Source organism: Nitrospirota bacterium (genome assembly GCA_030684575.1).
Lineage (GTDB): Bacteria > Nitrospirota > Nitrospiria > Nitrospirales > Nitrospiraceae > Palsa-1315.
This window is the reverse complement of sequence record JAUXVD010000021.1, coordinates 128,726-140,362: the sequence shown is the minus strand read 5'-3', so window position 1 is coordinate 140,362 and position 11,637 is coordinate 128,726. Positions and strand designations below refer to the sequence as shown.

At 57.6% G+C, this 11,637-nt stretch carries 11 protein-coding genes; 3 read left to right on the top strand and 8 right to left on the bottom strand.

The genetic code is table 11. From position 1 onward, the window contains the following. Positions 1-113: 113 nt before the first annotated feature. The gene (gene rfaE2 / locus Q8N00_15900; GenBank protein MDP2384275.1) at positions 114-590 is read right to left on the bottom strand and encodes a D-glycero-beta-D-manno-heptose 1-phosphate adenylyltransferase; all 477 of its coding nucleotides are present in this window, start codon (positions 588-590) and stop codon (positions 114-116) included. Between the two features lie 1,505 nt (positions 591-2,095). Here rfaE2 and Q8N00_15895 point away from each other — a divergent pair. Continuing rightward, complete coding sequence (locus Q8N00_15895; protein ID MDP2384274.1) at positions 2,096-2,281, top strand: hypothetical protein; 186 nt, start codon at positions 2,096-2,098, stop codon at positions 2,279-2,281. Between the two features lie 10 nt (positions 2,282-2,291). On the opposite strand, the gene Q8N00_15890 is transcribed toward Q8N00_15895, so the two are convergent. The 6 genes from Q8N00_15890 to Q8N00_15865 form a co-directional block, all read right to left on the bottom strand. Beyond that, positions 2,292-3,440, bottom strand: a complete 1,149-nt coding sequence (locus Q8N00_15890; GenBank protein ID MDP2384273.1) for a DNA polymerase IV — start codon at positions 3,438-3,440, stop codon at positions 2,292-2,294. A gap of 308 nt (positions 3,441-3,748) precedes the next feature. Beyond that, complete coding sequence (locus Q8N00_15885) at positions 3,749-4,399, bottom strand: SprT-like domain-containing protein (GenBank protein ID MDP2384272.1); 651 nt, start codon at positions 4,397-4,399, stop codon at positions 3,749-3,751. Positions 4,400-4,409: 10 nt separating this feature from the next. Beyond that, positions 4,410-5,402 carry a hypothetical protein gene (locus Q8N00_15880; GenBank protein MDP2384271.1) on the bottom strand — a complete coding sequence of 331 codons (993 nt, stop codon included), beginning with the start codon at positions 5,400-5,402 and terminating at the stop codon, positions 4,410-4,412. After that, positions 5,386-5,964 carry an SIS domain-containing protein gene (locus Q8N00_15875; GenBank protein MDP2384270.1) on the bottom strand — a complete coding sequence of 193 codons (579 nt, stop codon included), beginning with the start codon at positions 5,962-5,964 and terminating at the stop codon, positions 5,386-5,388. Before Q8N00_15875 ends, Q8N00_15880 begins: the two co-directional genes overlap by 17 nt. Positions 5,965-6,019: 55 nt before the next feature. Continuing rightward, positions 6,020-6,961 carry a stomatin-like protein gene (locus Q8N00_15870; GenBank protein MDP2384269.1) on the bottom strand — a complete coding sequence of 314 codons (942 nt, stop codon included), beginning with the start codon at positions 6,959-6,961 and terminating at the stop codon, positions 6,020-6,022. Positions 6,962-6,995: 34 nt separating this feature from the next. Then, positions 6,996-7,430, bottom strand: coding sequence for an NfeD family protein (locus Q8N00_15865; GenBank protein ID MDP2384268.1), 435 nt, complete (start codon positions 7,428-7,430; stop codon positions 6,996-6,998). A gap of 427 nt (positions 7,431-7,857) precedes the next feature. Between Q8N00_15865 and Q8N00_15860 the strand changes: the two genes are divergently transcribed. Together Q8N00_15860 and Q8N00_15855 are read left to right on the top strand one after the other, a co-directional pair. Further along, positions 7,858-9,162, top strand: coding sequence for a TIGR02710 family CRISPR-associated CARF protein (locus Q8N00_15860; protein ID MDP2384267.1), 1,305 nt, complete (start codon positions 7,858-7,860; stop codon positions 9,160-9,162). Next, positions 9,163-9,564 carry a YbgC/FadM family acyl-CoA thioesterase gene (locus Q8N00_15855; GenBank protein MDP2384266.1) on the top strand — a complete coding sequence of 134 codons (402 nt, stop codon included), beginning with the start codon at positions 9,163-9,165 and terminating at the stop codon, positions 9,562-9,564. Positions 9,565-9,904: 340 nt separating this feature from the next. Here Q8N00_15855 and Q8N00_15850 read toward each other — a convergent pair whose 3' ends face one another. Then, positions 9,905-11,059, bottom strand: coding sequence for a DUF3095 family protein (locus Q8N00_15850; protein MDP2384265.1), 1,155 nt, complete (start codon positions 11,057-11,059; stop codon positions 9,905-9,907). Between the last annotated feature and the right edge of the window lie 578 nt (positions 11,060-11,637).

Sequence of the window (11,637 nt, the reverse complement as noted above, 5' to 3'; positions counted from 1 at the left end):
AACAGTTTGTCAGCAAGGCCGGAGGTGAGTCGAAACCGGAGGCGTACCCATGAGGGTACGTTGAGAATTTCGATGAGCCGAGAACGACGCTGGCGAATTGTTTCAGCATCCTGCTAGGTTGAGCGAATACGTTGAATCAGCGTCGTGGTGGAGACGCCAGGGACTAAGGGAATAGTACGGACGACCCCGCCGCGGGCTTCGACGATTTCGCGGCCAACGATCCGTTCCACCGCCCAATCTCCGCCTTTGACGAGCACATCCGGCTGCAAGGCGGCAATCAAACTGTGGGGGTTCGGTTCGTTGAAGAGGACCACATAATCGACCGAACTGAGAGCGGCGACCACTTCCGCCCGCTGAGTCTCCGGGACGATCGGCCGATCCGGTGCTTTGTTCAAGCTCCTGACCGAGTCATCGCTGTTGACGGCGACGACCAGGAGGTCTCCGAGATCTCTCGCCGCCTGGAGGTAACGGGTATGGCCCACATGCATGAGGTCGAAACAGCCGTTCGTGAACACGATACGTTTGCTCCGGGCCTGCGCCGCACGCAGAAGCGGGATCAGCTGGTCTTTCGTCATGACTTTCACAGACATGGCTGCATCATACCGACTGTGTGCTCGGATGGAAAGAGACTTGCGCAGGATGCTCAAATAGTCCGCCAGTGTTGGCAGTGAGAAAGTATGAGACTTGGGAATAAAGTTTGAAACTGGATCAAGCCTCATCTGGCTATCGGTTGATGAAAGAGGTAGGGGAGTATGGAGGGAGAAGATCAGTGTGAAAGTGATCGCATTGTAAACGCTTTGTCCATAAAACCTGTTTGCGCAGGGGTCGTATATCCCGCGTAAACTCGTGCGTCCAGTCTAGCTCATCCTGTCCGCAAATCAGACGGCAAATGGCCAGTTGCCTCCGGCAGCATTCGGCCAATTTGCGACAGTCGCTACGGCAAGCTTCACGCCTGAAAGCGGTCGTTCATTCGAGATGGTGCGCGCTTCGCGCTACGCTTGGCTGGAGTGGGTCTGTGTCGTCTTGTATGCGAATCAGCTGTCAGCTTGAGTGGGGGGAGGGTAGGACCTCCTGCAATGCCGACCCAAGTTGATCGAGCGAAAATGCCTTCTGAATACAGGCCGTGGCGCCCTGGTTCAGCATCTCTTGCTCAACCTCGTCAGTGCTGTGACCACTAAAAACTACGACCGGTAGGGTGGGGTGCAGTATCCGCAATTGCTGCAGTAAGCTCCGACCGTCTATTCCAGGCATGTTGAGGTCCAACACGACAGCATCAGGAGTTCGCCGGTGACATAACGTCAACCCTGCCCCACCATTATCTGCCAAAATAACTTCATATCCTCTTTCCTCGAGGACGGCAGCTAGGAGGCCTCGGTCTCGGACATCATCGTCTATGACAAGAATCTTCGTCATACGAGCCTTCATCCGCTGTTTGATTAATCTGGTGTCTCATTGTCTTTCGGGTGCATCCACTCTTCATAGCGCCCCGACCGTCCCAGCTCATCCATACAACCTGGATCAACTCATCACCGAAGACGGCACGGTCACGATCGAACAACCCATCTTGTCATTGGAGGAAGCGATGAGCCATCATTTTCTGCTTTCATCATCTGCATCTGCTATCACGCTGCTACCAGGACAGGTCTTTCTGCGGATAACCACATCGCCGACTTTCAAGATCTGTCTAAGCTGTCTGCCGCCCTTCGTAAAGAAGCTGCGGCGATGGATGCTCTTTCTTTTACTCCCCGTGGGATACCGAGGGTGCCATCATTCGATTGGAACACCTGATAGCGGTCGGTCGTAGACGTCGGGTTTGGGTCGGAAGCAGCCGTTCAGAAAAACGAGAAATCATCAATCTCGTGCCGATCCTTACCTGAGTCGGGAAGTCTATCAATATTCAACAACTCATTGAGGCTTGGGCAGTTCGGTCGGCTGGTTTGTCGCATTGTGAGTGGCTGGTTTTCGTCATAATCGGTGGCTGTTTTGAGCAGAATACGCAGTTGCCACGGGTGTGAGATGTAATCATCCCTTGTCTGCCACGGGGAGAATTGACTAGACTGCTGGCCTACTCGGAGGATGTGAAAGGACGAGAATCATGGCCGACAGTCAGGATGAACGAAACGGGAAAGCCTATAGTCTCTATACCTCTATCAGGCGATACTTTGAACCGCTCCGGCAACATTGGGATAAGCTGTCTGCTGAGGAGCAGGCGGTGGTCATTCAGGAAGTGGAAGCGTTCTTGAACTCGGTCCGCCCGTCCGACAGTCAACGTCCAAGCTGAGCCTGCCTGGTTACTCTTCCGGAATCCCACCCAGTCGAACCATACGACTGCCATATCGTTCGATCAGTCCATCCAGGGCTGCGATTGCCTGAGTTTGGCGCTGTGTGAAGAGCGAGCCTGTCGCGGGCACGAGGCCGGACAGCGACAAGCCCACCAACCGATAGCGGGTATGCGGCTTGGTCAGTTTCTGGAGCGCCGACTGGACGGCCGGCCACATGGCAGGATCGTAATTGAGCGGATGTCCAAACTGCTGCTGTCGCGTGGTGATTTGGAACGTGGCATCTTTGAGTTTGACGGTGAACGATCCCGCCGCCAGTCCTTGCACGCGCAGGTCGTGCGCCAAGGTCCCGAGAAAACTTTTGATCGTCTGTTCCAGGAAGGCCAGATCGCTGGTGTCCTGTTCGAACGTCGTTTCATGCCCGAGACTTTTGGAGGCTCGATCGACCACGACTGGGTCGCGATCGATTCCTTGCGCCACCTCTTGCCATGCGAGAAGGCGGGTGCCCCATTGTTGTCGAAGAAACGGCTCATGTCGTGGATCGAGCAGGTCGCCGACGCAGTGGATGCCGAGCCCGTTCAGCATGGCCGCAGACTTCGGTCCGATGCCCGGCAGGTCGCGCACCGGACGCGCCGCCAGAAACGCCGCTTCCGTCCCCGGCTCGATCACCGCCAGTCCATCAGGCTTATGCGCATCCGCGGCCACCTTTGCCACGGTCTTGCCGCTGGCGAGTGCAATCGTACAACGAAGTCCCGTCGCGTCGAAGATCGCGTCCTTCACGCATTGGCCCAGCTTGGACGGATCGGGATAGAGCGACTGCATGTCCGTCGTTTCTGCGTAAAACTCATCGATGCTCGTCCATTCGGTGACGGGGAGCAGTCGGTTGATGACGGCCTGCATCTGTTCATGCAGCCGATGATAGAGCGGCCTGTCCGGGGGGACAAGAATAAGGTCGGGGCAGAGGCGCCGGGCTTCGCCGGTCGGCATGGCCGAGCGGACGCCGAACACACGGGCGGCATAACTGGCGGCTGCGATGATGCCTCGCGGAGAGGAACCACCGACGGCGACTGGTTTGCCCGCAAGACTGGGGTTTGCCAGGACGGCGGCTGAGGCGAACATGGCATCCACGTCTCCGAAGAGAATCTGACGAGACCAGCGCATGGATCATCCCCAAGACAGGAGGTTAAGAGGTTGCGGGAAAACTTTAGTGGCACAACAGAAGAACGTTCCCGCAGGTTGCTCAAACAGTTCAGACTTCTCACCCGCCCAACCCCGGCGCGCCAAGACGCGCCGCGCCACAGGCAAGGCCGTAGCGAGTGAAGGGCCGAGGCGTACCCGCTGGGGCGCACGGTGCGACGAATAAGGAGCACCACGTCTGTGCGCGCCGCCGAGTTAGTGAGGCGGCCGGGTCCCCGTTGAGGGTCTGAACGATGCGAGAACGATGCTGGCGAATTGTTTCAGCATCCTGCTTAGAACCTAAACGATAATTGGATTCGCTGCAACAGAGTGGGGGCTGGTGTTGGCGGCGGTGCCGGTGCCGCGAGCTGGGGCTGACCTACCGACCGCAATTCTTGTAACGCTCCGCGGCAGATGCCGCAATGGTGCCGCCGCGGTTGAATCGTCCGTCGTTGTCGTTGGTACAGTCTGCCGCATTGCCGGCAGCGCCAGGCGAATCGTGTCAGTGCGAGGACTTCCTTCTGCAACGAATGGTAGATAGTGATCGCGAGGGTCCCGTCTCGATTCATCTCGGTCATCTTGCGCAGAAAGTCCTGGCGATGATTTGGCCGCCGCTTGAGGATGTCGAACTGCCATTGGTGAATCATTTCGTGCGCGAGCGTATTCACGATCTCCTGCTCCCCATACTCGCTTGTCTGGACGACCTGTTGGAGCAGGGGAAGGGAGAGGCGAATTTCACGCGTGACGGGAGGGCGAAGCCCGTCTTGATCCAGCCGTGGCTTCGGGCCTCGACGACTCACGAACATACCGACCGACGAGGTCAATCGACGGCTCCATACGAGATCGATCGGAGGCAGCAGGCCGGTGAAGTAGCGAGTATTGAGATCGACCCACATCTTGGTCAACTGCTGTGAGGTGACTGGAGGGGCTTGGCGTGGAGCCATAGGGCGGGGGTTACCCCAATTCTTCGTGCACGGCTGCGGCGAGCAGCGGCACCATGATTTCATGGTGGCCGATGAGGGAGTAGCCCTTCCCGCCCTTCTGGGTCGGTCGCCGTACCACGTTGGTCAGCGGGCGGTAGTGTGCGAGGAAGTCCATGTTCACGGTCGTAATGTTGGTCAGATCATGGCCCAAATTGCGTCCCAGCGACACCGCCTTGAGGAAGACTTCCGGCAAAATGACGGCAGAGCCGAGATTGAGGTAGACGCCTCCCTCCATCCCTGAGACGACGGCCGCAAGCCGCCGAAAATCCAGGAGCGACGTCGCGCCAATGGCGGCTCCGTCTGCGGAAGGATGCATATGGATGATGTCGGTCCCGATGGCGACATGCACAGTCACGGGAATACCAAGCCGTGCTCCGGTCGCGAGGATGCTCGTCTCGCGATTGGGAAACTGCCCCTGGCGCCGGTTGATGTAGTGGCCGACCGATTCGCCGAGTCCCTCGCGATCGTGGGCACCGCGGACGATCGCCTCGTTCAGCATGCGGCCGGTTTCTTCCGCCATTCCGAAGCGTCCCGCGTCGATTTCTGCGTCGACTTCCTCGGAGGTATGTCCCATGAGCGCTAATTCGAAATCATGAATGATCCCGGCGCCGTTCATGGCCACGGCCGATACGATTCCTTGCTGCATCAGGTCCACGAGAATCGGATTCAACCCGACCTTGACGACGTGGGCGCCGATGCCTACGATGACCGGCCGGCCCTTGCGATGGGCCTTGGCGATGGCTTTGGCAACCGCGCGCAACGTTTTCACGCCGAGGATATCCGGCAGCGAGCGATAGAACTGGCTGAAGCTGCCCCCTCGATGCCAGGGGCGGGCAAAGTCGGCGACGCGAACCTTACTGTGCCGCTTCTTGAGCGGATAGGTCGTGAGATCCGTCACATTGATCGGTGCGATCAGCTTCGGGGTCGTAATGGGGGGCCGTTGCCGGTCAGGAGTCTTTGCCAAGGAGCTGTTCCTCAATGAGTTCACACAGGACGTGGCCGAGCGTGATGTGACTTTCTTGAATGCGGGCCGTCACGGTCGAAGGCACGACGAAGGGGTATTCCACCAGCCCGGCCAGTTTTCCACCGGTTCCACCAGTCCACCCGATGGTCGTGAGGCCACAAGCCCGCGCGGCCTCCACACCCTTCAAGACGTTCGGTGAATTACCGCTGGTGCTGATGGCAATGGCGATGTCGCCTTGTTGGCCATGGGCGCGCACTTGCCGGGCAAAGAGTTCCTCGAAGCCGTAGTCGTTGGCGATGCAGGTGATGGCGGCGATGTCGGTGGCCAGCGCGATGGCCGGAAGGGGAGCCCGCTCGCGTTTATAGCGCCCGACGAATTCAGCTGCGAGATGGGCCGCATCCGTGGCGCTGCCACCGTTGCCGAACAATAAGACTTTGCGTCCTTGGCGGAAGGCCGCAACCATTAACGTGGCGACTTGTGCGATACGATCGGCATAGTCGCGCGCGAACTGTTGCTTGACGGCGGCGCTGTCGGCAAAGGCACTGAGTATAAGATCTTTCATGTGACGCGATTCTAGGCAACCCTCCGTCACCTGTCAAACGTGACGTATCGACCAGTTATGACTTGATGGTGGTGAGGGGACCGGTCTGCCGGATGGCGCTCATCGCCAAGGCGATCATGGAGCCGACATCGGAGACCGTCGCAGGCAGAATCAACGTGTTGGTCGTCTTTGCCAACTCGCCGAACTTGGTGATGTACTGTTCTGCCACGCGCAGCTGAACGGCTTCCTGACCGCCCGGGATCTGGATCGTCTCTGCGACCTTGCGCAGTCCCTCAGCCGTGGCCTGCGCAATGGCGAGGATGGCCGATGCCGCCCCCTCTGCCTCGTTGATCTGTTGTTGTTTCTTGGCCTCGGAGGCTTTGATCACTTGTTGCTTCTCGCCCTCGGCCTGGTTGATGGCTGCGTCGCGTTCGCCTTCGGACGTGAGAATCACCGCCCGCTTCTCCCGCTCCGCCCGCATCTGCTTTTCCATGGCGTCCAACACGCCCTTCGGGGGAGTGATGTTCTTGATTTCGTACCGGAGGACTTTGACGCCCCAGGGATCTGAGGCCTTGTCGAGTTCGTTGACGACCTGGATATTGATGTTCGTCCGTTCTTCGAATGTCCGGTCGAGTTCAATCTTGCCCATCTCGCTTCGCAACGTGGTCTGCGCCAGTTGGATCAGGGCAAAATTATAGTCGCTGATGCCGTACGACGCGCGCTGAGGGTTTAAGACCTTGAGGTACAAGATGCCGTCCACCGACACCTGCACGTTATCGCGGGTAATACAGACCTGCTCGGGGATGTCGATGGCCGTTTCCTTGAGCGAATGTTTATAGCGAATACGGTCGATGAAGGGGAGGAGGATATGAAACCCTGCATCTAGTGAGGCGGCGTATTTGCCGAGTCGCTCGACCACATAGGCGCTTTGCTGTGGCACAACGACGGCGGTCTTGCCGACGACGATCAACACAAGCAAGGCTAAGACCAGCATGATAAAGAGTCCTTCGGTCATCATTCACTCCTTCGTGTTCGTTCCGGGTTTCCCCTGCTTAATCCGCCGATATCCAGATGGTGAGTCCCTCGACCCGCTTGACGGTGCATCGCTGACCCTTTGTCAAAGGGACCGTCCCGGCATTGTGGGCAGTCCAGGAGGTGCCGCGCAGCTCAGCCTTGCCGGTAGCGCCTGGCAGCAAGTCTTCAATGGGGATCGCGCTTTCTCCCGCGAGTGAGTCCACGGCAGGCAGGTCCTTGTCCTGTTTGTTGATCCAGGCCAATAACGGTCCGCGGAACACCAGCAAGGATAGGATCGCGAGACTTGAGAACAAGAACCACTGGAGCCATTCCGCTTGGGCGAATCCCAGGCCGGTGAGACTGCCGACGATCAGAGCCGCCAGTCCGAAGAAGATAATATAGAAGCCCCCGGGCGTGGCCATTTCGAGGCCGAGCAGGACGAGGCCGAAGAACATCCAATACCACCAGATCATCGAGAGACCTCATTGAGTATTCGAAAGAGTTGTGAGGATGTCGCGCGTCAGGAAAGTCTAACAGGTTGTTCACAAACTACCAAGCCACTGCAGAGATACGCATGTCAGAACAGTTGCAGCTGCTGGCAGACGTCGTCGCAGGCTGTTCAGAAAGGCCGTCCAGCAAGGCCGCAGCAAACGGAGAGGCGAAGCGTACTCTCCGCAGTACGTTGAGCCTCTGCGCGCCGCGAGAACGCCGCTGGCGGCCTTTGTCAACAGCCTGCTAAGCGTGTTTCCGGAGACCGTCAAGCAGAACGCACGTTGCGTGATCATGAATCGATGGCTCAGAGAGGCGAAGACTGATGGGGCGGTCGAACGGCCGATGCGGAGGGTGGGGCCTTGAGCGATGCGACCTGCCTGCGCGAAGCCGTTTCGGCGAAGGCAGGGCATGAAGCCGGAAGGAATTTGCGCCGTCCTGTGGTATAGTCCGCGCCCAATGGCGCATGACCAACCAGTGAAAGCGTTAGTGATCTCCCTCACCGGCCATACGGCGGCGGCGGTCTACTCGATTAATCGTCTGCAGCCGGACTCGCTTTGTTTTGTGTTGCCGGAAGGGGCGAAAGCCCTCGTCGAAGCCGACGTCCAACCGAAAATTGAACATATGCCCAGACGGTGGGATTGGGTGGTCCTGGCGGAGACCGACGACTTTGTCGGCTGTTATCGGGCGCTCGCCCAGGCGCTCCCTGAGATGTTGCATACGTGGGATGTGCAGCCAGGCGAGCTCGTCGTCGATGTAACCGGGGCGACTCCGGCCATGGCGGGTGCGCTCACGCTGGCCACCTTGTCTCTCAGTTCGCGGATCGTCTCGCTCGTGCCGGCGCGAGAGGGACAGGAAGAGGATCGGATCGATATCGCCGGACAGCCGTTTCTCTGGACGCAGGGCAATCCCTGGGATGAAGCGGCCTCGGTCTCGCGCCGCGAGGGCTGCGAGCTGTTCAATCGGGGATTGTTTGCCGCATCGGCGAAGCTGTTTCGCGAGCTCGAAGCTAGGGTGAGCGGGGGGCAGAAGCCGCTCTATCGCGCCTTTGCAGATCTGGCAGATGGCTACGATCTCTGGGAGCGATTCCAGTACCGTCAGGCCTGGGAGAAGCTGAAGCATGCCGTGAAGGCTTTCGAAATGGCGGCATTGTGGGGCGGACCGCCAGGACTCAACGCGGTCCTTCCCCCGATCAAAGCGAATGCGGGATTTCTGGAAAGGCTCGTGCTCGATCCTGCTCCGGTCAAAGACATGCAGCCTATCGATTTGCTGGCCCATGCCGGTCGGCGACTGCGTGGCGCGCATGATCCGGAGATCGCGATGGTCTCGTTGGTTCGTGCGCTCGAAGCCTTTGCCCAACGACAACTGTTCAAGCAGCACCAGATCAAAACCTGGGACGTGCTGCCGGAGCAATTGCCTGAGGCGCTACGAGAAACCTGCCGGACGTGCTGGGTGGAAGATCTCGACGGCAAGTACAAACTGCCGTTGCAGGCACAGTTTCGTACGCTGGCCGGATTGGGCGATCAGATGGGCCAAGCCTTTTTGCGTGAATGGCCAACGATGAAGCCGCTGCTCGACGCGGCCAGCCATGCCGTCCTCGGTCATGGCTTCGAGCCGGTCAAGGCCGAGCGGGTCCAGCAGTTGTATGACGTCGCGTTGAGACTCACAGGGGTGCATGAGGCGTCGCTCCCGAAGTTTCCAGTCTTGGCTCTGTAGATGGAAGTCAGGATCTACTACGAGGATACCGATTGCGGCGGGGTCGTGTATTACGCGAACTATCTCAAATACTTTGAGCGGGCGCGGACACAGTATCTTGAAGAACGAGGATTGTCAGTGGCCGGGCTTATGAAAGAAGGCACGGTATTTGTCGTGGTACATGCCGAGGTTGATTACCGGTCTTCCGCTCGTTATGGCGATACGCTGGTCATCGAGACGGTCGTCTCCGACGTGACGGCAGCCTCCTTCACCTGTTCGCACATGATTAGAGAACGGGAAAGTCAGCGAGTGATCGTCGAAGGCTCGGCACGGCTGGCGGCAACAGATGGCAACGGGAAGGTGAAGCGCCTCGACAAGGCGATGGTCGCCGCACTACAGTCTGGTCCCACAAGGAGTCATTAAATGGACAAGCTCGGAACCTGGCTCGCCATCACCGGTGTCGCGATAGGATTCATCGTACTCGGATGGTTGCTGTTTTCCGAGAACCCGTCTGATAAGAACAAGAAGAAGCCGTAACTCACTCGTAACCTTCCTCACTCTCTCGTGCTGTCCTAATTACCGGATTCGATCGGCAGTCGGCATCAGCGATGCCGGCGTCGCTCCACTGCATCTCGTGATTTGCGGGCTTATCGCGTGGTGATCGGACCGATGGTCGTCGAGTCGACGGGCTTCGCCCATTCCTCTTCTTACATCAATCAGTGAAGAGTGGTTGTTCATCCTGCTCGATCCTGGTGGGAGCCTGTCACAAACCCTTGGAGTTGATTTGTTTTTTTAGTTGGACCGATGCCATGGCATACCCGCCTTCCCCTCCGTCAATAAAGTGGACGTGTTGGCCGTCGTCGGTGCTGTTGACGTAACAGGTCATGAGCGAGCTATCGGACTCATGGAGGCCGTAATACAACTCCCCTTTTTCATAGAGGGTCGCAAGATAGGCGCGTATGTCATCCACATTCTTTTGAGAGCAGTCGATGACGACGCGAAGCACGTCGGCGAATTTTCGATAGTCCGAGTGGATACGCATGGCATTTTTGTAGTGAGCGGGGTCCATCACCAACGGATCAACCTTGAACTTGAAAATCAGGACGGCGAGGAAGATCTCCAGGAGCCTGGCGAGGAAGGCAAATGAGATCCATGACCAGTGGTACCGCCGTTCGTCGGCAACGCATTCGGAGAAGGATTTGTAGGTCATGGACGGTACGTTGACCGGGTTCGCTTGGTCCAATCCTCCATCGAGAATGCGATCGAGCTCTTCGAGCACGTCGTGGTAGACCTTCTTGCTCCGTCCGAAACGCACCAGGACAAGCAGGGACAATACGCGGCCGTGGCGGTTGGGAATGGCATTCCAACGACATGAAAGATTGTCCAGTGTTGCGTCTTTCTGCGTTGAGGCCTTGACTTCATAGGCTGCGGGCTCGTGTTTCACTTTCTTTTCAGCCAATACCAATCCACCACCTTGAAAAATCGCGATGCATTTTCCTGACGCCAACTCAAATTTGGCCACATCGACCCGCACTCCTTCACCGATCAGCTCGGAAACCAGGACCCTCCCCACGCGCAAATCCAAATTGAATTGTGCCTGTGCCAATGCTTTCAAGGCGGCCAATGCGTCGAGCACAGCCGTAATTCGATGAGGTGGAACGGCCAGCGTCGCCCCGTCCCCGGCGAAATCGTACGGGAAGTCTACGCCCTCCATCGCCTTGTATGTTGTGGCAATTGACGCTGCCCCGAGCGTGTTCACGTCTTTGTATCGTCCGTCGCAAATCGCTTTCGTAGATTCCTTCACGTCGGTGACTACAATAAACCAGTCGTGCGGAATAGGTGAGAAATGGCGGTCGTGTGCAAGCTCTCGGAATTCGGAAAAACTGCGCAGGTTCGAGTAGAAAGATCCGGGGGTCATGGGGCTGGATGGGATCCGGCTGGTAAACCTGTCTCCGGTCTCTTAGCACCATCGTGGAAGCGACAGAATGTCGAATATTCTGCGGATAGGATGTGAGCCATTCAATATCCTGGCACGAGTCCGGAGAGAAGTCCAAGGATCCTCTTATACTGGTAACGCGGCCCGTGGTCTCTATCACGATCAATATAGAGATGTCGTAGAATTATGACGTCACGCGATATTCCTAATCCTCAGATCGCGAGATGAAGGGGTCTGACCTCTTAGTTTTCTTCCTGGCGGCGGCGAATCAATCGAGGCGTCGAAAGAAGCCGGAGCCGGCTCGATTGCTTTGTAGATGACGCCTCACACCGGCGCAATCAGCGCGTCGTTGGCCACAGCGCTCAGCCCATGCCAGATTTATGTTGTTACATGATACATCTCCTCTATGCCTGGAGTCTGGACAGGGTTAGAGCACATCTGTGGGAATCACTTTTTTCGAACACCATCGTTGTCGGACCTAGCCCCTGAAAGATTCTTCTTGCATTGCAATGCTCGGATAATTCACCTAGGTCTCCCTATCAGGTGACAACATAAGTCCA

Coding starts and splice junctions, on each gene's coding strand:
- Q8N00_15870 (MDP2384269.1), bottom strand. CDS start 6,961: ATGATGACCGAAGGACTCTTTATCATGCTGGTCTTAGCCTTGCTTGTG.
- Q8N00_15895 (MDP2384274.1), top strand. CDS start 2,096: ATGGCCGACAGTCAGGATGAACGAAACGGGAAAGCCTATAGTCTCTAT.
- Q8N00_15855 (MDP2384266.1), top strand. CDS start 9,163: ATGGAAGTCAGGATCTACTACGAGGATACCGATTGCGGCGGGGTCGTG.
- Q8N00_15860 (MDP2384267.1), top strand. CDS start 7,858: ATGAAGCCGGAAGGAATTTGCGCCGTCCTGTGGTATAGTCCGCGCCCA.
- rfaE2 (MDP2384275.1), bottom strand. CDS start 590: ATGTCTGTGAAAGTCATGACGAAAGACCAGCTGATCCCGCTTCTGCGT.
- Q8N00_15850 (MDP2384265.1), bottom strand. CDS start 11,059: ATGACCCCCGGATCTTTCTACTCGAACCTGCGCAGTTTTTCCGAATTC.
- Q8N00_15865 (MDP2384268.1), bottom strand. CDS start 7,430: ATGATCTGGTGGTATTGGATGTTCTTCGGCCTCGTCCTGCTCGGCCTC.
- Q8N00_15890 (MDP2384273.1), bottom strand. CDS start 3,440: ATGCGCTGGTCTCGTCAGATTCTCTTCGGAGACGTGGATGCCATGTTC.
- Q8N00_15885 (MDP2384272.1), bottom strand. CDS start 4,399: ATGGCTCCACGCCAAGCCCCTCCAGTCACCTCACAGCAGTTGACCAAG.
- Q8N00_15875 (MDP2384270.1), bottom strand. CDS start 5,964: ATGAAAGATCTTATACTCAGTGCCTTTGCCGACAGCGCCGCCGTCAAG.